This window comes from Gordonia bronchialis DSM 43247 (assembly GCF_000024785.1).
GTDB classification, from domain to species: Bacteria; Actinomycetota; Actinomycetes; order Mycobacteriales; family Mycobacteriaceae; genus Gordonia; species Gordonia bronchialis.
Genome location: NC_013441.1, coordinates 3,186,041 through 3,211,639 on the forward strand (window position 1 = coordinate 3,186,041; position 25,599 = coordinate 3,211,639).

The following is a 25,599-nucleotide window of genomic DNA, read 5'->3' on the forward strand; positions in this document are numbered from 1 at the left end:
GTGGTGCCCGCCCCGTGTGCGGGTCTGCTGCCGAAGCGGACAGGTCACCTGTCCATCGGCACGGTTCGTGCGTTCGGGTCGTAACCCGGTGGCGGACCGGCGGTGTCGTCGCCCTGGGGTCGGGGCGCGTTGGCCGATCCACGGATCTGCTGGTTCGGATCCTCCGTCACACAGTACAGATTCACCGGAACCGACAATTCGAGGATCTGCGTCGGACGTCGCGGCGTGACCGGGTAGTTGCAGGCCGGGCGCGGATAGACCGACCCGAATGCCCACCAGGCGCCGTCATGGAACATGGTCAGGCTCTTGATGCTCGCATCCCGGATGGCCGGCAGCAGGTTGGCGATCGCCGGTGCCCGCAGCGCGCCCTGGCGGGCCACATCGAGCATCTGGGTGAGCAAGTCGGCCAGCGGATCGTTCAGCTGACCCAACGAACCCGTCAGGCTGGTCAGTTGAGTCGGGCCGCGGTCGAGCAGGGTGCGGATCTCCTTGTCGGAGGCGACCGCGGCGTTCACGATCGAGCTGATCGAGGACACCGTGGTGCCCAGGTCGGGCTGGATACCCGCCGTGGTCTTGAGGATGGTGCCGCTGTCCTGGATCAGCTTCGTCGTCTGAGGTAGGACCCGGTAGAGACTGGCGAAGATCGTGCCACCCGAGTCGAACAGTGTGTGGAGCTGATTCTGACCGTCGTCACTGGTGACTGCGGTGTTCAGGTTGTCGATGATCGAGCGCAGCTTCTGCGGATCGATCTGCTCGATCAGGTCCAGCGACGATTCGAGCAACTGCGGGAACGGGGTCGTCACACGCGTCTGCCCGGCGTTGATGGTGTCGCCGTCGGCGAAGTACGGGCCATCGGCGCTCGGGGGCTGAAAGTCGACGTACTGTTCGCCCGCCGCCGAGAGTCCGAGTGCCGCCACGACCGCGTTCCGGTTGATCTTCACATCGTCGTCGACCGACACCTTGACCTGGACCGAATTCGGTTGCACCCGAATCGAATCGACGTCACCCACCTTGGTGCCGCGCAGCGTGACCCGGGAGGTGTCCTGCAGGCCGCCGGAGATCGGGAAGTTGATGGTGAGGTGATATTTCCCGGTGAACGGCTGCCAGCGCAGCGTCCCGAAGGCGAGGTAGGCGAACCCGATCAGCATCACCACGATGAGGGCGAGGTTGCCGAGTAGCACCGAGTGCTTCCGGAGGAAGCCGAACAGCCCGCTCATCCGCAGCACCCCCGTGTCCCGGTCAATCGTGCGAGCAGGCGGGTCAGCGTCTGCTGCAGTGCCGCCGACCCCGCGTCGAGGTCACCCATCTCGGGTAGCCGGCTCGCCGAGTCGAAGCCGACGCCCGGATTGAGCCAGTACACCTTGGCCGACAACGCGGCCGCACTGCCCTGCGTCGTCTTCACCCACCGGGGTACCAGGATGTGCAGGTTGTCCGACAGTGACCCGACGGTGCCCGACGCCTGACGCAGTCCCGACAGCACCGTCGCCAGGTGACCGATCATCTCGACCAGGTTGTCGCCGTTGGTGTTCAGGAAGTCGTTGGTCGCCGCGGTCACCGACTGGGTCTTGTCCAGCGTCGTCAGGATCGAACCGATCTGTCCGTTGACCGCGTTCACGGCCGGGCCGAGTTTGTTGATCGAGGCCATGATCTGTGCGCGCCCGGCCGCCAGCTCACCGGTCAGCACGCGGGTGTTGGCCATTGCCTCGTCGACCTCACCCGCATTCTGGTTGAACTTGCGGATGGCCGTGGTGAGGCCTTGGATCGAATCGTTCAACTCGGTGGGATGCGGTGAGACCGCAGCGCTGAGCTCGGTGATGATCGTCGTCAGCGAGTTGAGCGAGCCGCTGTCCACCACGCCGCTGACACTGATCAGGAGGTCTTCGACCGTCGCCGCCGCCGAGGTCGGTCCGGTCAGGGTGTCCCCCTCGCGGAGGAAACCCTTGGCCGCGCCGGGCGGCGGGAGCAGCGCGACGAACACGTCGCCGAGCGGCGTGGCCTGCCGCAATTCGGCGCCCGTGCCCACCGGCAGCTGCGTCGACTTGCTGACATCCATCTTGACGATCGCCCGGTAGTCCTTGGCGCTGATCTCGGTGACCTGACCGACGTCGGTGCCGTTGAGCTTCACCTTGGCACGCGAGGGCAGGTTGAGCGCGTTGTCGAAGGTGGCGGTCAGCTCGATGGCCTCACCGATGTTGCCCGGCGCCGGCAGCGGGATCTGTTCGACGGTGAGACCCGGCAGCGCACCGCACCCGGTCAGTCCCATCAATCCCACGACGAGGACGACGAGCAGACCACCGCGACGCAGCGGGCGGCGGGCCCGGCGTCGACGCACCGGCGAGGTGGTGATGTCAGCGCTCATTTGGTCAGCTCCAGCAGTCCCGAGTAGATGCCGAGATCCGGTCCGAAGTCCTTCAGCTTTCCGGTGCGGCAACCGTCCTTGTGCAGGTTGATCGTCTCGCAGAACTTCGCGAGCAGTTCGTTGTCGAGCAGCGACTTGTCCAGCAGTACCTGGGCGCGCCATGCTCCCTGCTCGGCCGAGACCGAGTTGCTCAGGTTCTGGAACAGCAGCGGCCCGAGGTCGATGGTCTCCACGACCTGCCGGGAGAAGTCACTCAGGTTCGCGGCCAGGGCGGCCAGCCGGCCCAGCGAGCTGCTGATGGTGCCGGTGTTGTTCTGCAGGAAACTCGTGGTGTTCTGCAACGCGGTGTTCAGGTCGCCCAACGTCGCGAGCAGACCCGGAGACTGCTCCCGCAACAGCATGGCGACCTGGTTGACCGAGTTGGAGAAGGCGGTCATCTTGGGATAGTTCGCGACCAGCTTGGAGGTCAGTCCCTGGATGGTGATGACCAGCTGGCGCAATGTGTCGCTGTTGCCGGACACCACCTCGGAGGCCGACCCGAGCTGATTGAGGGCCTCCCGGATGGCCTGCCCGTTGCCGGAGGCGATTCCGGAGGTGATGTCGATCATGTCGGCGAGCGGGCCGGCACCGTTGCCGTCGCCACCGAGTGCGACGACGAGCTGGTCGATCGAGTCGAAGAGTTCGCCCACCGACACCGGCGCCTTTGTCTGCTTGACGACGCCGCCGTCCTCGAGCTTGGGTCCCCCCTCATAGGCGGGGCTCAGTTCGATGTGGCGGGTCGTCACGATCGAGGTGTTGACGATGGCCGCGGTCGCCTCGGCCGGGACCGGTACGTCCTTGTTGATGGTGAAGGTCACCTTCACCCGGTTGCCCTGCGGCTCGACCTTGGTGACCTGCCCGACCGGCATGCCGAGCACCGCGACATCGTTGCTCTCGTAGAGGCCCGCGACGTTGTCGAAGTAGGCGGTGACCTCGATCGCCTGTCCCAGCCCGACCTTCCAGCCGGCCGGGATGAAGGAGCATCCCGAGACCCCGACGACGATGAACAACGCCAGGCATACCAGCCAGGCGGAGCGCTTGAGCCGGGAACGTGACCGGGCGGCCGAGTCGACGCCGGCGCCGGGACGTGTGGCCGACGAGTCCGGAGTCGGGTGATCGGTGGCGTGCTGGTTGGTCAGCATCCGTCCACCACCCGTGCCAGGCAGAGCCAGTTGTCGGGGAAGATGCCCCACGGCAGATATCCGTTCGCGTACGGCCCGTCACCGATGACGTTGTTGGTCAGTCGGGCGGTGACCGGCAGGATCTCGAGGAGCTTGCGCAGATTCGCGCGGTTCTTCTCCAGGCCCTGGGTGATGGTGTTCAGGTTCGCCATGATCGGCGCGAACTGGTTGCCGTTCTCCCCGGCGACCAGTTTGGCCTGTTCGGAGAGGGCGGCGATACCGTCGAGCATCCGCTTGACCAGCACATCGCGGGTGGCGATCTTCTGGGCCAGCTCACGCCCCTGGCCGACGATGATGGCGAGCTGGGCCTGGTTGTCGTCGACGATCGAGGTGACCGTCTTGGTGTCGGCGAGCAACTGGTTGATCTGGTCCTTGCGGTTGGTGATGACCTTGGACATCTCGGTGAGTGCGTCGACGGTGGGCTTGGTCACCGCGGGTGCGCCGGCGAGCTGCCGGTTGAGCGTCCGGATGCTGTTCGCGAGTTCGGGACTGTCGACGTTGTTCAGGATCGGGGCACCGGCCTCGATGGTGCGCTGCAGATCGTAGGGGACCCGCGTCTGTTCGATCTTTCCGTCCTTGAGGCCTTCGGTGGAGTCGCCGAGGGACAGATCGATGTACCGCTGACCGAGCAGTGTCGACAACTTGATCTCGGCCGAGCCGTTGGCCGTGACGTGGACGTCGTTGTCGACCTTCATCGTGATAGTGATGTGGTTGCCGTTGAGCTCGGTATCGGACACCTCACCTTTGTCGATCCCGGCGACGCGGACCTTGTCGCCGGGGCGGACGCCACCGGCCTGGGCGAAGTCACCGGTCAGCGTCTGCTTGCCGATATGGGCGGTCGCCAGGGCGGTCACGCCGAGGAGGATCACCACGATCACCGCGGCACCGATCAGCCCGTACCAGAATCGCTTGTTGTTGCGGAAATGCCCGCCGAGTCTGCTCATCGGCACACCACCGAGTGGTTGGTGCCACCGATCTTGTTGATCAGACCGGGCGGGAGCAGGACGTCACCGATCGCGATGTCGAGATCGCACGCGTAGATGTTCAGATACGAGCCCTCACCGAGAACCAGTGGGAAGTGACCGAGGAAGATCGGCAACTCCACCGCGAGCCGGTCGAGTTTGGGGCCGATCCCGATCAGTGTCCGGGTGGCGATGCGGGCGTCGGTGGCGGCCGAGGCGAGGTCGGCGCGGCTACGGGTCAACACGTCGGCGAATCCGCTCGCGGTCTTCCCGACGTCGGTGACCACGCGCCCGAACTTGGCCGAGTTCCCGTTGAGATCACCGATCAGGGTGCTGATGCTCTGGATGACGGTGCCGACCTGATTGCCCTGCCGGGAGAGGTCGCGCATCACCCCGCTGAGGTTGTCGATGACGGCGCCGATCACGGCGTCGCGGTTGGCGGTGTCGGCCGCCAGCCGGCCGACCTCCTCGACGGTCGAGCTCAGCGACACGTCATCACCCTGGAAGGCCTTGATCAGACCGAGCGAGAGCGCGTTGACCTGATCGGCGTCCAGGGTCTCGAAGACGGGCTGGAAACCGGCGAGCAACCGCGAGACGTCGAAGGAGTCCTCGGAGGGCAGCTTGAGTGCCGAACCGGCCGACAGCGGCTGCGACGGTGCGCCCTGTTGCAGGGCCAGGTTCAGGTATCGCTGGCCGATGAGGTTCTGATACCGGATGGCCGCCTTGGTGTTGGTGAACATCGGCTGGTCCTTCTGGACCTCGAAGTCCACTCGCGCCCGGCCGTTGTCGAGTTCGATCTTGTCGACGCGTCCGACGCGCACACCGGCCATCCGGACGTCGTCGCCCTTGGCCAGTCCGGAGGCGTCGTTGAAGAACGTCGTGTAGGTGTTCGTCGAACCCGACACCGAGCGTTCCAGCGTCGAGTAGATGATGTAGGTGAGCAGCAACGCGATCACACCGAAGATCGCAAAACCCAACAGCGGCTTGCGGATCGAAGCCTTACCGGCGCTCATCGTCCCCCTCCCTGGTCGTTGTCGCGCGCATCGACGGCCTGCACGAGCGGCCCCAGCATCAGTGCGTCGGCGGTGCTGGGTGTGCGACGCAGCGCCGTGCTGAGAGTCTTGGCGTCGTTGCCGGTGGTCACCATCCCGACGGGGCGATTACGCCGCATGCCGTCGGACGGATAGATCTGCAGTGGTCCCGAACTGGTGGGCCCGGTCCCGGTGCCCGGGCCGGTACATCCCGGTCCGCGTAGCTGCCCGTAGGGACCACCGTTGTACACCGGGCAGTTCTGGCGCGTGTAGCGCATGAACGCACCGAAGCTGACACCGATGTTGAGCTGGGCATGCCCGTTGACCCCGGTGAACACGGTCAGCACCTTGGCCGCCAGATTGTTCAGTGCGGTCAGGGCCTGGGGCAGGGCCTGCGGTTCGAGTACCGCGGCGCCGATCATGCGGTTGAGATCGGCGACGATGCGTTTGCCACCGTCGCCGTTGCGCGCGAACAGGACCTGGGTCTGATCGAGGACGCCCTGACCGGCCGACAGCAGCGCCGCGAGATCCTGCTGCTTCTCGGCGATCGTCATCGCCGGGATCACGCTGCGGCCGAGGGCGTCGAGCAGTTGCGGTGCCGACTGGGCCAGCCCGCGGACCGCGTTGTTGAAGTTGTCGAAGCCGGGCGGCGCCCCGGGCGGGAACTGATCGTTGATCGTCCGGAAATAAGTGTTCAGGATGCCCACGAACGATCCGAAGACCGCACCGCCGCCGTCGAGCGCGTCGGCGATCGTGCCGAGCAGGCCGGCGAGTTGTTCCGGCGGCACCGCCTTCAACAGGGTCCGCAGCTCGTTCTGCGCGTCCTGCAGACGAATGGTGGGCAGCGAGGTGTCGGCAGGGATCTGCGCGTCGTCGGAGATCCGGTCGGTGCTCGGGTTCGCCGGTGGCACCAGTTCCACCGAGTTCACACCGAAGAGGTTCGACGGCACCGTGCGGGCGGTGACGTTGGCCGGGATGCCGTCGGCCTGATCGGGCACCAGATCGATGTCGACGATCTTGAGCTGCGCGCTGCCGGTGGCGTCGGAGTCGTCGAGTCCGATCGATTTCACCGAGCCGACGATGAGGCCGTTGTAGCGGACGTCGGTGCCACTGATGAGGCCGTCACCCACGTCGTGCATCTTCGCGGTGACCGGGACCATCGAGCTGAACACGCCCTGATAGCGCATGATCAGCAGCGCCGCGATGATCGCCATCACGAGCAGGAAGGCGACGCCGCGCAGCACGTACTGCAGCAGCGACGGATTGCGGCCGTCGGTTGCGATGTTCATCTGCCCACTCCCCCTAACCCGAGATCTTGATGCCGGGCGAGGTGCCCCAGAACACCAGCGTCATGACGAGATTGGCGAACACGATGACGATGATCGCCAGCCGGATCGCGTGTCCGGCAGCAACTCCCACACCTTCCGGGCCACCGGAGGCGAAGTAGCCGTAATAGCACTGGATGAACGTCGTCAACAGCACGAAGATGATCACCTTGATGAAGGAGAACACCACGTCCCACGACACCAGGAACTGCGTGAAGTAGTACAGGTAGGTCCCCGCGCCCTGCCCGCTCTGGAACTGGAACATCACCTGACAGGCGATGTAGTTGGCGGCCAGCGAGACCGAGTACAGCGGGACGATCGCGAGGACCGCGGCGAGCATCCGGGTGGTCACCAGGTACGGCAGCGGCCGGATGGCGATGGCCTCGAGGGCGTCGATCTCCTCGGCGATCCGCATCGAGCCGAGCTGCGCGGTGAAGCGGCAGCCGGACTGGGCGGTGAAGGCGGTGGCCGCGAGCAGCGGTGCGATCTCGCGGGTGGTCGCGAACGCCGACAGACCACCGGTGACCGGGGCCATGCCGAGCAGGTTCAGCGCGGTATAGGCCTCGATACCCACCGTCGCTCCACCCATGATCCCGAGGATCACCATGACGCCGACGGTGCCGCCGCCGACGACGATCGCGCCGTTACCCCAGGCGACGTCGGCCAGCAGACGCCAGACCTCTTTGCTGTAGTGCCGGAAGGCCAGCGGTACCGAACTGATCGACCGGACCAGGAAGGTGATGAGGTGCCCCATCGCCGCCAGCGCGTCGCGCGGACCACGGTAGAGACCCTTGGCGGCCTCGAGGGGCCGCAGGGCCGGCGGTGTGTACCGAGATGCGGTCACCTCACACCACCTTCGCCGGTACGAGGATCGCGAACAACTGGGTCAGGATGACGTTGACGGTGAACAGCAACAGCACCGAGTTGACCACGGCGGCGTTCACCGAGTTGGCCACGCCGGCCGGTCCACCCTTGGTGGACAGGCCTCGGTCGCAGGCGACCACCGCCACGATCGCACCAAATATCACCGCTTTCCCGAGCGCGAACAACAGATCGGATGTCGAGGCAAAGGACGCGAAGGTGCCCGTGTAACTGCCTGGTGTGCCCCCCTGGAAATACACGTTGAAGGCGTAGCCGGTGATGAAGCCGACGAAGCAGACGAAGCCGCAGAGCAGGAAGCTGACCACCATGGTCGCGAGCAGTCGCGGCGAGATGAGGCGCTGGATCGGATTGACACCCATGACACGCATCGCGTCGATCTCGTCGCGGATGGTGCGTGAACCGAGGTCGGCGGCGATGGCCGACCCGACCGCGCCGGCGAGCAGCAGCGAGGTGACCAGCGGGGCGCCCTGCCGGATGACGCCGAGGCCGGTGGCCGCACCGGAGAACGAGGTGGCACCGATCTGGCCGGCGATGTTGGAGACCTGGATGGACACGATCACACCGATGGGGATGGCGACGAGCAGCGTCGGGAACACCGACGTCGACGACATGAACGCGCATTGACGGATGAACTCACCGAAGGGGAATCGCCGCTTGAAGATGTCGACGAACAACACCTTGAACACCTCGACGAACATGCCCATCTGGCGTCCGAAGGTGTCGAACGACGCCATGACGTGATCGCGGAACCACGACCTCACCGCGCCGGGGCGTCGTGTGCCCACTTTCTCGTCGTCCGACGTGGCTGTGTTTGTGCTCAATCCCTACCCTTGCGTCTCGGCTTCCGGATCGATGGTCGGTCGAAATCGAATATGAAACATGCCCCCCAGGGCAGGTGCGTGCGTAATATACCTCGCTCCCCCGGGTTATCGTGCCTCGCCTCACATCACCATGGGAGTGCGACGCGCTCGGGATGGACCTACCTTGTGTTGGGTGACCGATCCGTCGAGTGCCGCACCCCGCGATGTGACGCGCAATACAGCTGGTGTCGAGAGCCCCATAACTGGGTCGGTCGACCAATGGGCACCAAACCCCCCGTTTGGGACTTCGACGAGTCGTCGCCGGACGCCGCGGACCCTGTCCGACGTGCAGATCTGGGCGCCGAACGCGACGACGGTCGATGTGGTGACCACAACACACGGCACCGTCGGGATGACGCGACAGCCGGGCGGATGGTGGGTACTCGAGCAGACCTTCGGCGTCGAGCCGGACGTCCGCTACGCGATCTCCGTCGACGGAGGTGACCCGCGACCCGACCCGCGATCGGCCCGTCAGCCCGACGGCGTGCACGCACCTTCGGCGTTGTTCACCGTTGACGACACGGCCTTCTCCGATACCTCATGGCCCGGACGCAGCGTGGCCGGGGCGATTCTCTACGAACTCCATGTGGGCACGTTCACCTCCGATGGCACGCTCGACGCGGCGATCGAGCGACTCGACCATCTCGTCGACCTCGGCGTCGACTTCGTCGAACTGATGCCGGTGAACGCCTTCAACGGCGAGAACGGGTGGGGCTACGACGGCGTGGGCTGGTATGCGGTGCACGAGCCGTACGGCGGGCCGGCGGCACTGGTGCGGTTCGTGGACGCCTGTCATGCACGCGGTCTGGGTGTGGTGCTCGACGTGGTCTACAACCATCTGGGACCGTCGGGGAACTATCTGCCGGAGTTCGGTCCGTATCTCACCGAGGGCACCAACAGCTGGGGGTCGTCGCTGAACCTGTCCGAACCGGATTCCGACGAGGTCCGCTCCTTCATCCTCGCTTCGGCATTGCGCTGGTTCGCCGAGTTCCACATCGACGCGCTGCGACTCGACGCGGTGCATGCGCTCGTCGACCATTCCGCGGTGCACATCCTGGAGGAACTCGCCGCCGCCACCGACGCCCTGTCGGCCGAGCTCGGACGTCCGCTGTCGCTGATCGCCGAAAGCGATCTGAACGATCCGCGGATGATCCTGCCGCGGACATCGGGCGGTCACGGTCTGGCCGCACAGTGGGACGACGACGTCCATCACGCCGTACACGCCACGGTGTCCGGCGAGCGGCAGGGCTACTACTACGATTTCGGCGGCTCCGCCTCGCTCGCAAAGGTCTTGCGCGGCGGGTTCTTCCACGACGGCACGTACTCGTCGTTCCGGCGGCGACGCCACGGCCGGCCGATCCCCACCTCCCGGGTGCGCGCGTCCTCGCTGGTGGCCTACACCTGCAATCACGATCAGATCGGCAACCGCGCCCTCGGTGACCGACCCACCGCATACCTCGACGAGGGACAGCTCGCGATCAAGGCCGCGCTGGTGTTGCTCGCGCCGTTCACCCCGATGCTGTTCATGGGTGAGGAATGGGCGGCGACGACCCCGTTCGCCTTCTTCACCTCCCACCCGGAACCCGAACTCGGCGAGGCGGTGCGCACGGGCAGGCGCGGCGAGTTCGCCGAACACGGCTGGGACACCGAGGACGTGCCCGATCCGCAGGACCCGGCGACGTTCACGGCGTCGAAGCTGGACTGGTCGGAACCCGATCGTCCCGGCCACCGCCGGATGCTCGACTTCTACCGAGCCCTCATCGCGCTGCGGAAGACGCAGCCGGATCTGCACGCCGACGCATTCGACACCGTCGGCGTCGAGTTCGACGAGCAGGCAGGCTGGTTCGCCATGCATCGGGGCCGATGGTCGGTGATCTGCGTCCTGTCCGATTCCGAGACGGACGTACCGATCGCGGTGGACCCGGAACTGGTGTGGGAGCCGGTGTCGCCCGGCGCTGCCGGGTTCACGTCACCCGGGCACAACGTCGTCGTCGGCCGCCGCCGGAACTGACCTCCCGCCGTCGGCGAGAAAGCGGTGCCGTCGGTCAGGTGAGGTAGTCGTAGGCCGGCGTCCCGGGTTCGAGGCGCTCGCAGTTCAGACGTGAGTGCGCCATCCGATCCATCAGATCCGAAAGCCCGTCGGGTGAACCGAGTTCGACGCCGACGAGCGCCGCACCGGTCTCCCGGTTGTTGCGCTTGACGTACTCGAAGAGGGTGATGTCGTCGTCGGGTCCGAGCACCTCGTCGAGGAAGCGGCGCAGCGCGCCCGGCTCCTGCGGGAAGTCCACCAGGAAGTAGTGCTTGAGTCCGCGATGCACCAAGGAGCGTTCGATGATCTCGCCGTAGCGGGAGACATCATTGTTGCCCCCGGACACCAGGCATGCGACGGTCGCATCCGCGGGCAGGCGCAACCGGTCGAGTGCCGCGACCGCGAGCGCCCCGGCCGGTTCGGCGATGATGCCCTCGTTCTGATAGAGCTCGAGCATCGCCGAGCAGATCGCACCCTCGTCCACGTGCGTGATGTGGGTGGTGCCCGCGTGCACCTCGATCGGATCGTCGGTCAGGACGCGGGTCGTCGAGTGCACCGGTACCTCCGCGAGGGCCGGGTGGTCGGAGACGGCGGCACCCATGCCCGCCAGCACACCGTGTCCGATCGAACCGATTCGTTTGACCGCGGCACCGTCGACGAAGGGATCGATGGTGGGCAGCGTGTAGGGACCGCCGTGTACGAGGGCGGCGGTCAACGAGATCGCTCCCGTCGGTTCGACGCCGACGATCGCGACGTCGGGTCGTCGGGCCCGGAAGTAGGTGACCATGCCGGCCAGGCAGCCGCCACCGCCGACCGGTGCGACCACGACGTCGGGAACCCTACCGAGCTGATCGACGATCTCGAAGGCGATGGTGCCCTGCCCCGCCGCGGTGCGCGGGTCGTCGAAGGCGTGGATCCAGGTGGCGCCGGTTCGCAAGACGTCGGCCTGTGCCGCGGCGGCCGCAGCGTCATAGGTGTCCCCCACCGCCAGCAGTTCGACGAATTCTCCGCCATGCCAACTGATGCGGTCGCGCTTCTGCTTGGGGGTGGTGGTCGGCACGTAGATGCGGCCGTGCACGCCCATGGTGCGGCACGCGTAGGCGACGCCCTGCGCATGATTGCCCGCGCTGGCCGCCACGACGCCCCTGTCGAGCTCGGACCGGCTCAGTTGCGCCATCACGTTGTACGCGCCGCGGATCTTGTAGGACCGAACCGACTGCAGGTCCTCGCGTTTGAGGTGGATCTGCGCGCCGGTCGACGCCGAGATCCGCGGACAGGCCTCGAGCGGAGTGCGAATGACCGCGGGCGCGATACGCAACGACGCAGCCTCGATCGCGTCGGCGGTCAGCTCCGATGGGTGCTCGGGAACGGTCTCGGGTCGGCTATTCACGACGTCAATGTTCTCACCGGCGCCCTTGACCCGACGAACTGCGGGTCGTGGCGGCGTCGGTGCCCATACACTCGAGGACGCCGCCCGGACCGGACTGTAGCCCCCGGTACGGATCACCGAGCCGCGAAACGGACACCTCGTGTCCCCCCATCGACGCTCGGAGTGCCATGACACACCAGCCCAGATCACTCCTCGCCCGCACCGCCGCTGTCCTCGCCGGTGCCGCCCTCACCGCAGGACTCGCCACCGCTGTCGTCTCGTCGCCCGCCTCGGCTGCGCCCTGTGCGGGTGCGACGGCCCCACGGCTGGTCGGGTCGGTTCCCGGCGCGGCCCTCGAGGGTCTCACCGTGGACGCCTCGGGACGGCTCTATGCCACCGACCTGATCAGCGGTCAGGTGTTCCGGCTCACCCGTCCGGGTGCGCCGGCGGTACCGATCGCGCGGGTCCCCGGCGGGAGTGGGGCCGGCGCGCTGGCCTGGACCCCCGACGGTGTGCTCCTCGTCGGCTACGGCGCCGACCCCCGGGTCATCGTCGGCGACGTGATCCGCCATGCCGGGATCGCGCGACTCAACGTGACCACCCGCGCCATCCGGCCGTGGGTGGGCGGACTGTCGGCGGCCAACGGCATGGATGTGTCGGCCCGCGGAAACGTGTACGCCACCAACGACTTCGGCAATCTCATCGGTCGGGTCAGTCCCAACGGATTCGTGAACGCCGCCTGGGGTGTGCTGCCCAGCGCCAATGGTGCGGTGCTCAGTCGCGACGACCAATGGCTCTACGTGTCGCGCACGTTCGTCAACCCCGGTGTCAGCCGCATCTCGACCACCAATCCCCGAGTGGTGCAGAGTCTGCTGTCGGTGGGTGGCAACGCAACTCCCGACGGGCTGACCCTCGATGCGCAGGGCCGCCCGATCGTGCCGTTCAACGCGGCCGGCGAAGTGGTCCGGTTGACCTCACCCGGCCGCTACTGCGTCCTCGCCTCGGGTATGCCGCTGTCCAGTGTCGTCAGCTACGGCCGCGGTGATCGCGGATTCTCCACGGGACGACTCTTCCGGGCGGGCTTCGACGGGCGGATCTATGAGATCCCGGCCGGATTCAGCCGTGGAGCGACGGCGGCGTTCCCGGGGAGGTAGCGCGCAGAGCTGGAGCCAGCATCCGGCCACCCCACCAGACGGTCAGCACTGCGACAGCGGTGACCCACATGGTGATCTGACCGGAACCGGTGATGAGCAGGGCCCCGAGTCCCGCGAGCAGACCACCGATCACCGCGTACAGCTTGTACACCGGCCAGGCGACACCCGCAACGTCAACGGTGCGCGAGGTGCGCTCGGTGTGGTGCGTGGGGCCGTGCACGATCTCGATCAGCGTGGTCATCTGCCATCTCCTTATCAGGGGGCTGCCTGATACCAACACCGTACCATGTCGAAACGAAAAGTTCGGTGAGCCGAACACTTCACCGCGCACGCCGGGTGACCTGGGGTCAGTTCGATGGATCGACGCCACGCCGCAGCGTCGCGAGCAGCTTGTGACAGGGTTCGATGAGGTCGGCCGGGGTCCCCGGCCGACCGGCGTACTCAGCCCAGACAGCTCGGGCCGAGCAGTGCCTTGAGGTCACCCATCAGCGCCGACGACGGCGTCACCCGCAGTGACTCCGTGAGCCGAAGTTGCGTCTGCCGTTCATCACTGACCAGCGTGACGTGCACATCCGCGCTCCCGGGATGCCGGGTGAGTACCTGCTTGAGGGCCTGGACCCGGTCGGGTGTACACAACCGCGCGGACAGGGTGAGGGCGACGGGTTTGGTGGCGCCCGCCGACGACAGATCGGGAACGGCGAGGTCGTTGGCCGAGATCATCATCGAATCGTCGCGCAGGTTGACCCGCGCCTTGATGAGCACGATGTTGTCGGCGACGATGTCCATCCCGTAGGCGGCGAAAGCACGCGGGAAGAAGTACACCTCCACACCACCGACCATGTCCTCGAGGGTGACCGCCGCCCACGGTTCGCCCTTCTTGTTCACCCGGCGCGTCACCGACGAGATGATGCCGCCGATGGTGATCTGGGCGCCGTCGGCGATGTTGCCTTCGAGCAGGGTGGTGATCGAGGTGTCGGTGTGTGCGGCGATCGCGTGTTCGACGCCACTGAGCGGATGCCCGGACACGTAGAGCCCCAACATCTCTCGCTCGATGGCGAGTTTGTGTTTGGTGTCCCACTCCTCGTCGGGCACCTTGACCGCGAAGACCTCGGCCATGGTGTCGTCGGCTCCGCCCGCATCGCCGAACAGATCGAATTGTCCGATGGCCTCGGCCTTCTTGGTGCCGAGCACCGATTCGACGGCCTCACCGTGAACCAGGAACAGACCCTTGCGCGGATGCGCCAGCGAGTCGAAGGCACCGGCCTTGATCAGCGATTCCGTCACCTTCTTGTTGCAGGCGGTGACGTCGATCTTGCCGAGATAGTCCGAGAAGCTGGTGAACTTTCCCTTCTCCTCGCGCGCGGCCAGGATCGAGGAGACCACCCCGCTGCCGACGTTGCGGATGGCGGCCAGGCCGAAGCGGATGTCGGTGCCGACGGCCGCGAAGTTGCGCTGGGACTCGTTGACGTCGGGTGGTAGCACCGTGATGCCGAGCTTGCGGCAGTCGGCGAGATAGATTGCGGCCTTGTCCTTGTCGTCGCCGACGGAGGTGAGCAGCCCGGCCATGTACTCGGCGGGATAATTCGCCTTGAGGTAGGCCGTCCAGAACGAGACGAGCCCATAGCCGGCGGCGTGGGACTTGTTGAACGCGTATCCGGCGAACGGGAGGATCGTGTCCCAGAGCGCCTTGATGGCCGGCCCGGAGAACCCGTTGGCCTTCATGCCCGCCTCGAACCCCTCGAATTCGGCGGCGAGGACCTCGGCCTTCTTCTTGCCCATCGCGCGGCGCAGGATGTCGGCTCGGCCGAGTGAGTACCCGGCCACCTTCTGCGCGATCTGCATGATCTGCTCTTGGTAGACGATCAGACCGTAGGTGTCGGCGAGAATCTCCTTGAGCGGCTCGGCCAATTCCGGATGGATCGGTTTGACCTCTTGGCGACCGTTCTTGCGGTCGGCGTAATCGTTGTGGGCGTTCATGCCCATCGGACCCGGCCGATAGAGCGCGAGGACGGCGACGATGTCCTCGAATCCGGTGGGCTGCATGCGTTTCAGGAGTTCGCGCATGGCCCCGCCGTCGAGCTGGAACACGCCCAGCGTGTCACCTCGGGCGAGCAGCTCGTAGGTCTTGGGGTCGTCGAGCGGGGCGTCGTCGAGGTCGAGATCGAAGCCGCGGTTGATCTTGATGTTCTCGATGGCGTCACCGATGACGGTGAGGTTGCGCAACCCCAGGAAGTCCATCTTCAACAGGCCGATGGCCTCACAGGACGGGTAATCCCAGCCGGTGATGATGGCGCCGTCCTGGGCGCGCCGCCACACCGGGATGGCGTCGGTGAGCGGCTCCGAGGACATGATCACCGCACACGCGTGCACACCGGCGTTGCGGATCAGGCCTTCCAGGCCCAGTGCGGTGTCGTAGATCTTCTTGACGTCGGGATCGGTCTCGATGAGCGAGCGGACCTCGGCGGCCTCGTTGAACCGTTCGTGATCCGGATCGGTGATGCCCCAGACCGGGATGTCCTTGGCCATGATGGGCGGCGGCAGCGCCTTGGTGATCCGGTCGGCGATGGAGAAGCCGGGCTGCCCGAACTGCACCCGGGCGGAGTCCTTGATGGCAGCCTTGGTCTTGATGGTGCCGAAGGTGATGACCTGGGCGACCTTGTCGCTGCCCCACCGGTCGGTGGCGTAGCGCACCATCTCACCGCGCCGACGATCGTCGAAGTCGATGTCGATGTCGGGCATCGAGACGCGTTCGGGGTTGAGGAACCGCTCAAATAGCAGTCCGTGCGGGATGGGGTCGATGTTGGTGATGCCCAACGCCCACGCGACCAGGGACCCGGCCGCCGATCCACGGCCCGGTCCGACGCGGATGCCGACCTCCTGGGCGTGCCGGATGAGGTCGCCGACCACCAGGAAGTAGGCCGGGAACCCCATCTGGATGATGACGTCGAGCTCATAGTTCGCGCGCTCCTGATACTCCCGCGGCACCTCGGCGCCCGCGAAGCGGCGTTCGGCGAGACCCTTGGCGACCTCTTTGCGCAACCACGTCTGCTGGGATTCGCCTTCGGGCACCGGGAAGACCGGCATACGGTCGCGGTGGGTGAAGACGTCGGCGTAGCTCTGGACCCGTTCGCCGATCTCCAGGGTGTTGTCGCAGGCGCCCGGAACCACCGAATCCCACAGCTCGCGCATCTCGGCGGCGGACTTCAGGTAGTAACCGTCGCCGTCGAACTTGAAGCGGGTCGGGTCGGAGAGGGTCTTACCGGTCTGTACGCACAGCAGCGCCTCGTGGCTCTTGGCGTGATCCTTGGTTACGTAGTGGCAGTCGTTGGTCACCAACGGTTTGATGCCGAGCTTGCGGCCGACCTCGAGCAGCCCGTCGCGGACCCGCCGCTCGATCTCGAGGCCGTGCTCCATGAGTTCGAGGTAGAAGTTCTCCTTGCCGAAGATCTCCTGCCATTTGGCCGCCGCCTCGAGCGCCTCACGCTCATGCCCGAGGCGCAGGCGGGTCTGGACCTCGCCGGACGGACAGCCGGTGGTCGCGATGATGCCCTCGGCGTATTCGGCGATGATGTCGGCGTCCATGCGCGCCCACTTGCCGAGCTGTCCTTCGATGGAGGCCAGCGACGACAGCTTGAACAGGTTGCGCAGACCGGTGGCGTTCTCGGCCACCATGGTCATGTGGGTGTAGGCGCCGCTACCCGAGACGTCGTCGTCCTTCTGATCGCGGGTACCCCACGTGACGCGCTTGGTCTCGAAGCGCGACGCCGGCGCGACGTAGGCCTCGATGCCGATGATCGGCTTGATGTCGTTCTTGACTGCCGTGTTGTAGAACTCACTGGCGCCGAACATGTTTCCGTGGTCGGTCATGCCGATGGCGGTCATGCCCAGCCGTTTGGCCTCCGCGAACAGCGGCGCCACCTTGGCGGCACCGTCGAGCATCGAGTACTCGGTGTGGTTGTGCAGATGGACAAACGAATCGGTCACAGCGCCTCTTCAGCTACCTAGCGGTGGAAGTCGGTGGATCAGTCGATGAGAGTGGTCGGGGTAAGTCGCGATCCACTGTATTCGCTCCTACCGACAGCGCTGTGCAGGCGCCCCGGGCAGTGACAGATGTGACGCGACGGACGGGCGCGGGTGGCAACGGGGACACATCTCAGAGCGCCACCCCGAGCACGATCGCGGTCACGAGGAGCAGCAGGATCACCCCGACGACGCCGACTATCACGACCGGGTTGACCCCGCCCGAGGTCAGTGGAACTGGCTGGTCGGCCGGTGGCCGCCGACCGATCGGACCCGACGGTCCGCCCGGCGGATTCACCGACCTGGGAACAACCGCAGCGGGTCCGCTCGCCGCCGGGGGTCGCCGCAGCGGACCCGACGGCCCGGACCGGCCCCGCCCGGGCGGCGCGGCGCGCGGGAGATCGTCGGTCTGCCTGCGCGGCGTCGGGTTCGACGGATGCGGGGAGACCTGGGTGCGAGCCCAGGCGGCCTGATCGGGACGACCCTGGGGCCCCGGGGCGGGTCGTCGCGCCGGTGGCGGCGCCGGCGACGACGAACGGGGCGGAGGATGCGGCGCGGGCACCGGTCCCGGGGGCCGCGGTGGGGCGCCGGGAGGGCCGGCCGGACGGTGGCGCGGCGGGGCAATCCGGCCCGGCGGGCCCGCGGAGTGGACGGGCCGCCGGACGGCGGGACGGGTGTGGACCGCCACACTCAGCGCGGCGGCGAACTCGCGGCACGTGCCGAAGCGGTCGGCCGCGGATTTCGCCATCGCCCGGGCGATAACCGCGTCGACGGTGGGCGGGACGTCGCCGATCACCCCGGACACCTTGGGTACCGGGGTGTCGAGGTGGGCGGCGATGATCGCGGCGGTGTCCCGGTCGTCGAAGGGGACCCGGCCGGCCATCAGGTGAAACGCCGTGGCGGCCAACGAATACTGGTCGGTCCGACCGTCGAGACGTTCACCCGACAGTTGTTCCGGGGAGGCATAGGACAGGGTGGCGAGCACCGTGCCGACCGAGGTGAGTCCCTCGACCTCGTCGGTGATCTTGGCGACACCGAAGTCGGTCAGCACCACCCGCTGCTCGTCGAGGCCGGTCGCGCCGACGTCGTCGGACACCTTGGACAACAGGATGTTGGCCGGCTTGATGTCGCGGTGCAGCAGACCGTGTCGGTGTGCGTGGTCGAGGCCGCGCGCGATCTCGGTCACGATCCGCGCGACCCGCCGCGGCGAGAGCCGTCCCCGCGCGTCCACCTCCCGGGCGGCGTCGGTCCCGGCGACGTACTGCATCGCGATCCAGAGCAGGTCGTTGCTGCCCGACGAGTGTCCCGGGGGCGCTTCGGCCCGCCCACGGTTGTAGATGGTGACGATGTTCGGGTGATCGAGGGTCGCGGCGACCTCCGCTTCCCGCAGGAACCGCTTGCGGAACTGCTCATCGGCTGCCCCACCGGACGCGTTGAGCACCTTCAGGGCATCCGATCGCGGGAGTTCCGGATGCCGGGCGAGATAGACCGAACCCATGCCTCCGCTGCCGAGGACCCGCTCGATGCGGTACCCGGCGACAGACGTTCCCGGTTCGAGCACCTTCACAGGCTACCGAGAGACGCGCGGCGTTTCGTGCCGATCGCCGGGCCGGTCAGGTCTCCCGCAGCACGTCGAGTGCGTGTTGCAGGTCGTGCGGGTAGGGACTGGTGAACTCGACGCGGCGTCCGTCGGCCGGGTGTGCGAAGCCCAGCGACCGCGCGTGCAGCCACTGCCGGTCGAGGCCGAGCCGCTTGGCCAGCACCGGGTCGCCGCCATAGGTCGGGTCACCGCAACACGGGTGGTGCAGAGCGGCGAAATGGACGCGGATCTGGTGTGTCCGACCGGTTTCCAGATGGATGTCGAGCAAGGAGGCGGCAGCGAACATCTCGAGGGTCTCGTAGTGGGTGATGCTCGGTTTGCCGTTCGCGGTCACCGCGAACCGCCAGTCGCTTCCGGGATGGCGGCCGATGGGTGCGTCGATCGTGCCCGTCGGCGGGTCGAGGTGGCCCTGCACCAGGGCGTGATAGCCCTTGTCCACGGTCCGCTGTTTGAATGCCCGCTTCAGCACGCTGTAGGCCCGCTCGGAGACCGCGACGACCATCACACCGGAGGTTCCCACGTCCAGGCGCGACACGATGCCCTGCCGTTCCGGCGCGCCCGACGTCGAGATCCGGTAGCCGGCGGCGTCGAGGGCGCCGAGCACCGTGGGTCCGCTCCAGCCGAGCGACGGATGCGCCGCCACCCCGACCGGCTTGTCGACGACGATGATGTCGGAGTCGTGGTAGATCACGTCGAGATCCTCGACGGGGGTGGGCTCGACCTGCAGCGGACGTTCCGGCTCGGGCAACGTCACGTGCAGCAACGCCCCGGCCGCGAGGCGGTGGGACTTGCCCACGGCCACACCGTCGACGGTCACGTCGCCGTCGTCGGCGAGCCCGGCCACCACGGTCCGCGAGAGTCCCAGCATCCGGGCCAGCGCGGCGTCGAGGCGCATGCCGTCGAGTCCGTCGGGTACCGGCAGCATGCGCGACTCACGCATGAGAACCCCCTTCGGTGCGCGGCTGTACCTCGTCGGTGGCATCGTCGGCGGGCGCGTCGTGGTGGTCGCGCCGCGCGGCCCAGCCGGTGCGGCTGCCGTCGTAGTCGTAGCCGAGCAGGGAGAGGACGACCAGCAGGATCGCGCCGCACACCACGGCGGAGTCGGCGACGTTGAAGACCGGCCACCAGCCGACCTTGACGAAATCGACGACGTGGCCCTGCAGCGGTTGGGGCGCGCGGAAGATCCGGTCCACCAGGTTGCCGATCGCGCCTCCGAGCACCATGCCGAGTCCCAGGACCCACCACGCCGAGCGCAACCGGCCGCTGTAGCGGACGATGACGACGACCACGACCAACGCGATGCACGACAGGATCCAGGTGTATCCCGAGGCCATCGAGAATGCCGCGCCGCTGTTGCGGACCAGGTACAGCTGCACGGCGTCGCCGATCACGTTGACCCCGACGCCGGGATCGAGGAGCGCGACGGCGAGCATCTTGGTCAGCAGATCCAGGCCGACGACGATCACCGCGATGCCCAGCAACGTCAGCATCACGCGCGTCGAGCGGCGCCGGACGGGAGTGGTTCCGTCACGGTCGGATTCCACGCGATCAGGGGTGTCGGGTGCAGCGTCATCCACCCCCTCATCATCCATGACTCGTGCAATACGCTGGCTGCCGTGTCCCCCAGCCGCCGCCCGAGCTCCCGTCTGATCACCACGCTCGCCCCGGCGATCGCCGCGATCGTCCTCGTCGCCGGCTGCGGCGACAGTGCCGACGACGGCGCCGCATCATCGTCGGCCGACGCCGAGTGTGCCACCGAGAACACCTCCGGTCGCGAGGGGGTCAACCTGATCCCGATCCCACCCGCGAAGGTCACCGTCACCGGGCATGGCACCGAGCCACGCCGGGCGCCCGCCGCGGCACCCGATCTGGCCGCCGCCCAGCGGGCGACGGTGGTGACCACGTCGACAGTGGCCTCGCGAGGCACCACCGAGGCGCAAACCGTCGACCTGTCGATGACCGCACGGTTCGCGTGCACCGACCCCACCGACCTGGAGATGGACCTCGGAACCACCACCTCGCCCGATCCGGCACTCGACGGACAACTCGCCGCCATCGACGGCAGCCGCGCGGGGATGGCGATCGCACCGGGTCTTGCCCCGATCTCGCTGCGTCTGATGCCCGACGACGATGCCGGTTCCGAAGCCCGGCTGGCCGTCGAGCAGGCCCTCATCGGCGCGTTGACCCGCTCGGTACCGATGCCCACCGAACCGGTCGGCGTCGGCGCCACGTGGCGCGTCCAACGAGTCGTCAGTGCGGCCGCCACCGTCACCCAGACCATCGAGGCACGGATCACCGCCTGGACGGGTAACCGGGTGACGATCACCTACACCGCCGACGAGACACCGGTGAACTCGGTGTTCGCGATTCCCGGCGGCAATCAGACGCTGACCATCGCGCGCTACAGCTTCACCGGGTCCGGGACGGTGATCATGGACCTCACCCGCGGCCTACCGGTCGGTGGCGAGGCGACCTATCGCGGGGCGCGGGAACTCGTCGGCGCGGACGCCTCGCGGCCGCTGCTACAGCAGACCGGGTTTACCCTGTCCTGGCGGTGATCCCGCCACCGCGTCGACCACTCGAGCCTGCCGTGCGCCCGAATCCGTTGACCGGTTTCCACCGACGGAACCGACGACCGCGGCCCGGCGTTCGCAGTGAACGCCGGGCCGCGGTTGTGGTCGGGATACCGATCCGGAGATCAGTTCGACGGCCGGGTGCTGCTCTTGCGGGACGAGGTCGTGCTACCCGGGCACATCGGGCTCTCGACCTGATAGGCGGAGAGCAGCGTGCAAACCGTCGCGTTCGACAGCTTCCATCGACCCTGCTGGTAGACGATGGTCGCCTCGACCGGCGTCGGCGGGTTGCCCTCGCTGGTCACCTGCACCGTCACGCGGGCCTTGTTGGGACCCTGACGGATCGGCGGGTTGGTCACCGCGTAGCTGATGCCCTGGTTCTCTTCCTTGGCCTGCACCAGCTTGTCGAAGATGTCCGGGTCACGCTCGGCGCCCTCGACGAGCAGAACCTTCTGCGCGTTCGGCACGTTGGGATCGAGGGCCTCGTTGATCATGGCCTCGATCGTCTGGGCGGTGGGGGGCTTGCTGCCGTCGGTGCGCTGGTCAGCAGCGCTGGTGCCGCTGCCGTTGGCAGACGTGGCCGCGACGGACGGTACCGGCGGGCTGTCATTGTCGTCGCTGCCACAGGCCGCGACCGTCAACAGGGCAGCCGCGATCATGGTCGCGCTTACGAGCTTCGGTAACTTCAACGATCTCCCTCACTGTGTTGTCTGCGGGCGGCCGAGTCGCTGCACAACCTCGGCGAGAGCCCACACCACTATGCCAAATCGTGCCGGGGTGCCCAACAAAGCAGCCCGACGATGCGGCCGCCGGACATCTGGTCGGCCAGAATGGACTCCCATGGTGACCGACAACGCACACGTCGTCCTGATCAGCACCGGCGGCACCATCGCCGCTCAGGCCACAGCCGACGGTGCCGTCCCGATTCTGAGCGCCGACGACCTGCTCGGCTCCGTCCCCGCCGGGACGGCCGACGGGCCCATGGTGTCCACCGTCGACCTGATGTCGGTGGACTCGTCTGCCATGCGCGTGCGCGATCAGTTCGCCGTCGTCGCCGCTGTCGCCGACGCGTTGGCCGACCCGGCGGTCGACGGTGTCGTCGTCACCCACGGCACCGACACGATGGAAGAAACCGCCTTCCTCGCCGACCTTTACGCCGTCGACGAACGTCCGGTCGTCTTCACCGGCGCCCAGTTCCCCGCCGACCATCCGGACTCCGACGGTCCGGCCAACATGGCCGCGGCACTCTCGGTCGCGTCCGACCCGGCGATGCGCGGACGTGGGGTCCTCATCGCGCTCGGCGGCCGGGTCCTCCCGGCGCGCGGCACCTTCAAGGTCTCGACGACGCGATCCCTGGCGTTCGACACCGTCCGCGACGATCTGCCCCGGCCGACACTGTCCGGCCCGGTACCGGCCGGCCGGTTCGCCCGCGTTGACGCCTTCACCCTCTATCCCGGCGTCTCGCCTGGGCTGATCGCCGCGGCCGTCGCCCAGAATGCGGCCGGAATCGTCTTGGCCGCAACGGGTTCGGGAAACTCCCAGCCCGACATCACCGCCGAGGTGAGTCTCGCGGTCCAACACGGCGTGGTCGTGGTCATCACGTCTCGAGTGCCCTACGGCGAGGTCCGGCCGACCTATGGGGGCGGCGGTGGTGGCGTCGACCTCGAACGCGCCGGCGCCGTCGTCTCCCCGTGGCTGCGTGCCCCGCAGGCACGGATGACACTCGTGGCATTGCTGACGGCGGGGGAACCCGCATCGGGGATCGTCGAATTCTTCAGTGGCGCAGACACTCCCACCGACACGGGCTCGTCGGATTCAGGTGTGTGACATGATCTGCGCCAGTGCTCGTCGTTCATGCACTGACCCGGCTCGTCACCTGCGACCGAAAGAAGCTGCACATGCCGGTAGTCGTCCTACACCGTGGTCCTGGTGACCTCGCCAACCGCCTGTGCGAGGACGGAGTTGCGGTCAGAACCTACTCGGGCCGCAATGAAGAAGGATACGTGGGACTGTGCTCCGACCCGGCCCCGGTGGTGTCGAACGAGGGCATTCTCGTCTTCCACGAGGACAAAGACAATCACGGCGACCTCTGGGTGACCTCGCGTAGCGGCGGACTCGGCGCGATCTATTCCGAGGACACCCGCATCGACACCGAGGTCATGACAGGATCGCCGGGGGCCGTCGCCGTCGACAACGCGGTGTACGTCTTTTATCAGCAACACGCCAAGTACGGATACTGGCTTGCCGGCCGGCGTTTCATCGGTCCTGCCAGCACAACCAGTGGCGGTTTCGCATCGACCGGGATCACCGGTAGCCCGCGCGCAGTCGTGTTCAGCGGCTGGACCTATATATTCCACCGTGGGCGGGCCGATGGCTACGGCAACGAACACCAGTTGTTCTTCAACAGGGCCCGCGGCTTCGACGTCGAAGGCGAGCAGGCCGTCCCGTCCGTGCGAGCATCGAACAATCCGGCACCGTCGTCTTCGACGACGATCTCTACGTGTTCTATCAGGACGAGAATGAACTCGGCGACCTATGTGTGGCGATTCTTCACAAGGGGAAGTGGCGACACGAATGCATCTCATCGAGGGTGATGTCGAAGAGTCCCACGGCGGTCGTGGCGCCGGACAACCAAGGCAACGACCGCCTCATCGTCTTCTACCAGGGCTATCGAAAGAACGGATCGCTGTGCTCAACGACGTTCGACGGAACGACGTGGTCGGAGTACCGCAAGCCGTCGGAAAACTACCTCACGGGGAGCCCGAGCGCGGTCTATCGCTAGCGAGTTGACCAGCCACCCGGCATCTGAAGCTGGTGCGCGAAGACCAAGACCCTAGTGGCTCGTATCGGCGTCGACCCCAGGCCACTCAAGGCTGTCGAGGGGATCCGCCAGGGTCAGCAACGGGTCGTCGACAGCGAAGGTGCGGGTACGTCCGGGTCCGGTGGTCCGGGTCTCGAAGCGCACGGTGACCACACCGTGACCGCTGCCCTGCACCCAGCCGTGCCCGAACTCGGGATGGCGCACGTCACGGCCGGCGACCAGCCGCGACGACGACACATCCTCGGCGACAGCGTCATCCGGTGCCGACGTGTCGCGGGATGACACCACGGCGGACTGCGCGATCGCATCATCGACGGGATCGCCGAACAGCGCGTACTGCTGCACACTGCTCAGTCCGGAGTATCCGACCCCGACGAGTCTGATGGGCCCGATCGATCGCGGGTCGAGGGCGAGACGCTGTGCGGCGCGGTCGAGCTCGTCGAGATCGGTTGTCGCCGTGGGCAACGTCGCCGATCGGGTGAGCACCGACATGTCCGAGCGCTTCAGCTTCACCACCACCGTCCGCGCCCCACGGCCGTCGGCCAGCAGACGACGATGCGCATCGGCCGCGGCCTTGTCGATCGCCTGCCGCAGTTCGGGGAGGTCGACAATGTCGGCGGCGAAGGTCGATTCGGCGCTGATCTGTTTGGCCGAGGCACGCTCGGTCACCGGCCGCTCGTCGATCCCCTGGGCCAGCCGGTGCAATGCCGGGCCGACGGTGGCACCGAGCACCGACGACACCTCCACCGGTGCCATCGCCGCGAGGTCGCCGATGGTGTCGATTCCCAAGCGGGACAACTTGTCCCCCGACACCGGTCCGATCCCCCACAGCTTGCGCACCGGAAGTTCGTGGAGGAACGCCAGTTCGGCCGACGGCGGGATCACCATCACCCCATCGGGTTTCGCCTGCCCGGAGGCGATCTTGGCGATCTGTTTGCCACTGCCGAATCCGACCGACGCCGCAAGGCCCACCTCGTCGCGGATGATGCCACGGATGCGCTCGGCGAAGTCGGCGGCGGCCGAGGCGGGTGCGCCGGCGAGTTCGGCGGGTTCGGCGAAGGCCTCGTCGAAGGACAGCATCTCGATCACCGGCACCGCCCGACGCACGAGGGCGAAGATGCGAGAGCTGACCACGCGGTAGACGCTGCCGCGGGGCGGAACAACCACCGCCGTCGGCCCCACCAGTCGCCGGGCCTGATGCATCGGCATCGCCGAGCCGGCCCCGAAGGCGCGTGCCTCGTAGCTGGCGCCGGCCACCACGCCCCGCCCGCCGGTTCCGCCGACCAGGACCGGTCGGCCCCGGAGTGTGGGCCGGGTGAGTTGCTCCACCGACGCGAAGAACGCGTCCATGTCCAGATGCATCACCCAGCGCGCACTGCGCTCCGCACCGGCCG

Annotated in this window: 22 protein-coding genes; 6 read left to right on the forward strand and 16 right to left on the reverse strand. The window is 67.2% G+C overall.

The window, feature by feature from the left end; all coding sequences use genetic code 11:
* Positions 1–44 precede the first annotated feature (44 nt).
* The 8 genes from GBRO_RS14810 to GBRO_RS14845 are packed head-to-tail and all read right to left on the reverse strand — an operon-like array spanning position 45 to position 8,600.
* Positions 45–1,217 carry an MlaD family protein gene (locus GBRO_RS14810; RefSeq protein ID WP_012834705.1) on the reverse strand — a complete coding sequence of 391 codons (1,173 nt, stop codon included), beginning with the start codon at positions 1,215–1,217 and terminating at the stop codon, positions 45–47.
* Positions 1,214–2,359: an MlaD family protein gene (locus tag GBRO_RS14815; RefSeq protein WP_012834706.1), complete on the reverse strand. Its 1,146-nt coding sequence runs from the start codon at positions 2,357–2,359 to the stop codon at positions 1,214–1,216. The genes GBRO_RS14810 and GBRO_RS14815 overlap by 4 nt, the downstream gene beginning before the upstream one ends.
* Positions 2,356–3,540, reverse strand: a complete 1,185-nt coding sequence (locus GBRO_RS14820) for an MCE family protein (RefSeq protein ID WP_012834707.1) — start codon at positions 3,538–3,540, stop codon at positions 2,356–2,358. The genes GBRO_RS14815 and GBRO_RS14820 overlap by 4 nt, the downstream gene beginning before the upstream one ends.
* On the reverse strand, positions 3,534–4,523 hold the full coding sequence (locus GBRO_RS14825) for an MCE family protein (RefSeq protein ID WP_012834708.1): 990 nt from the start codon (positions 4,521–4,523) through the stop codon (positions 3,534–3,536). The genes GBRO_RS14820 and GBRO_RS14825 overlap by 7 nt, the downstream gene beginning before the upstream one ends.
* Positions 4,520–5,554: an MlaD family protein gene (locus tag GBRO_RS14830; protein WP_012834709.1), complete on the reverse strand. Its 1,035-nt coding sequence runs from the start codon at positions 5,552–5,554 to the stop codon at positions 4,520–4,522. Before GBRO_RS14830 ends, GBRO_RS14825 begins: the two co-directional genes overlap by 4 nt.
* Positions 5,551–6,861, reverse strand: a complete 1,311-nt coding sequence (locus GBRO_RS14835; protein ID WP_012834710.1) for an MCE family protein — start codon at positions 6,859–6,861, stop codon at positions 5,551–5,553. Before GBRO_RS14835 ends, GBRO_RS14830 begins: the two co-directional genes overlap by 4 nt.
* A gap of 13 nt (positions 6,862–6,874) precedes the next feature.
* The gene (locus GBRO_RS14840) at positions 6,875–7,741 is read right to left on the reverse strand and encodes an MlaE family ABC transporter permease (RefSeq protein WP_012834711.1); all 867 of its coding nucleotides are present in this window, start codon (positions 7,739–7,741) and stop codon (positions 6,875–6,877) included.
* Position 7,742: 1 nt separating this feature from the next.
* Complete coding sequence (locus tag GBRO_RS14845) at positions 7,743–8,600, reverse strand: MlaE family ABC transporter permease (protein ID WP_012834712.1); 858 nt, start codon at positions 8,598–8,600, stop codon at positions 7,743–7,745.
* 331 nt (positions 8,601–8,931) lie between these two features.
* Here GBRO_RS14845 and treZ point away from each other — a divergent pair, with 331 nt between their 5' ends.
* Positions 8,932–10,650, forward strand: coding sequence for a malto-oligosyltrehalose trehalohydrolase (gene treZ / locus GBRO_RS14850; protein ID WP_041920557.1), 1,719 nt, complete (start codon positions 8,932–8,934; stop codon positions 10,648–10,650).
* A 34-nt stretch (positions 10,651–10,684) separates the two neighbouring features.
* On the opposite strand, the gene ilvA is transcribed toward treZ, so the two are convergent.
* Positions 10,685–12,058: a threonine ammonia-lyase IlvA gene (ilvA, locus tag GBRO_RS14855; RefSeq protein WP_012834714.1), complete on the reverse strand. Its 1,374-nt coding sequence runs from the start codon at positions 12,056–12,058 to the stop codon at positions 10,685–10,687.
* 167 nt (positions 12,059–12,225) lie between these two features.
* Between ilvA and GBRO_RS14860 the strand changes: the two genes are divergently transcribed.
* Positions 12,226–13,191: an SMP-30/gluconolactonase/LRE family protein gene (locus GBRO_RS14860; RefSeq protein WP_012834715.1), complete on the forward strand. Its 966-nt coding sequence runs from the start codon at positions 12,226–12,228 to the stop codon at positions 13,189–13,191.
* On the opposite strand, the gene GBRO_RS14865 is transcribed toward GBRO_RS14860, so the two are convergent.
* The 5 genes from GBRO_RS14865 to lspA form a co-directional block, all read right to left on the reverse strand.
* Positions 13,154–13,432 carry a hypothetical protein gene (locus GBRO_RS14865; protein WP_012834716.1) on the reverse strand — a complete coding sequence of 93 codons (279 nt, stop codon included), beginning with the start codon at positions 13,430–13,432 and terminating at the stop codon, positions 13,154–13,156. The genes GBRO_RS14860 and GBRO_RS14865 overlap by 38 nt on opposite strands.
* 200 nt (positions 13,433–13,632) lie before the next feature.
* On the reverse strand, positions 13,633–17,175 hold the full coding sequence (gene dnaE / locus GBRO_RS14870) for a DNA polymerase III subunit alpha (protein WP_012834717.1): 3,543 nt from the start codon (positions 17,173–17,175) through the stop codon (positions 13,633–13,635).
* A gap of 169 nt (positions 17,176–17,344) precedes the next feature.
* On the reverse strand, positions 17,345–18,772 hold the full coding sequence (locus tag GBRO_RS14875) for a serine/threonine-protein kinase (RefSeq protein ID WP_041920559.1): 1,428 nt from the start codon (positions 18,770–18,772) through the stop codon (positions 17,345–17,347).
* 52 nt (positions 18,773–18,824) lie between these two features.
* Entirely contained in the window at positions 18,825–19,751 is a 927-nt protein-coding gene (locus GBRO_RS14880; RefSeq protein ID WP_012834719.1) for an RluA family pseudouridine synthase, read from the reverse strand.
* Complete coding sequence (gene lspA, locus GBRO_RS14885; protein ID WP_012834720.1) at positions 19,744–20,403, reverse strand: signal peptidase II; 660 nt, start codon at positions 20,401–20,403, stop codon at positions 19,744–19,746. Before lspA ends, GBRO_RS14880 begins: the two co-directional genes overlap by 8 nt.
* A 24-nt stretch (positions 20,404–20,427) precedes the next feature.
* On the opposite strand from lspA, the gene GBRO_RS14890 reads away from it, so the two are divergent.
* Complete coding sequence (locus GBRO_RS14890; RefSeq protein WP_012834721.1) at positions 20,428–21,369, forward strand: hypothetical protein; 942 nt, start codon at positions 20,428–20,430, stop codon at positions 21,367–21,369.
* A 140-nt stretch (positions 21,370–21,509) separates the two neighbouring features.
* On the opposite strand, the gene GBRO_RS14895 is transcribed toward GBRO_RS14890, so the two are convergent.
* Positions 21,510–22,043: a hypothetical protein gene (locus tag GBRO_RS14895; RefSeq protein WP_012834722.1), complete on the reverse strand. Its 534-nt coding sequence runs from the start codon at positions 22,041–22,043 to the stop codon at positions 21,510–21,512.
* Positions 22,044–22,224: 181 nt separating this feature from the next.
* Between GBRO_RS14895 and GBRO_RS14900 the strand changes: the two genes are divergently transcribed.
* The 3 genes from GBRO_RS14900 to GBRO_RS14910 are packed head-to-tail and all read left to right on the forward strand — an operon-like array spanning position 22,225 to position 24,166.
* On the forward strand, positions 22,225–23,211 hold the full coding sequence (locus tag GBRO_RS14900) for an asparaginase (RefSeq protein ID WP_012834723.1): 987 nt from the start codon (positions 22,225–22,227) through the stop codon (positions 23,209–23,211).
* Between the two features lie 14 nt (positions 23,212–23,225).
* The gene (locus GBRO_RS14905) at positions 23,226–23,978 is read left to right on the forward strand and encodes a hypothetical protein (protein WP_041919915.1); all 753 of its coding nucleotides are present in this window, start codon (positions 23,226–23,228) and stop codon (positions 23,976–23,978) included.
* Positions 23,978–24,166 (forward strand): hypothetical protein, encoded by a 189-nt coding sequence (locus GBRO_RS14910; RefSeq protein WP_012834725.1) that lies wholly within the window; start codon positions 23,978–23,980, stop codon positions 24,164–24,166. The genes GBRO_RS14905 and GBRO_RS14910 overlap by 1 nt, the downstream gene beginning before the upstream one ends.
* Positions 24,167–24,217: 51 nt before the next feature.
* On the opposite strand, the gene GBRO_RS14915 is transcribed toward GBRO_RS14910, so the two are convergent.
* On the reverse strand, positions 24,218–25,567 hold the full coding sequence (locus tag GBRO_RS14915) for a DNA polymerase IV (protein ID WP_012834726.1): 1,350 nt from the start codon (positions 25,565–25,567) through the stop codon (positions 24,218–24,220).
* Positions 25,568–25,599: the final 32 nt, after the last annotated feature.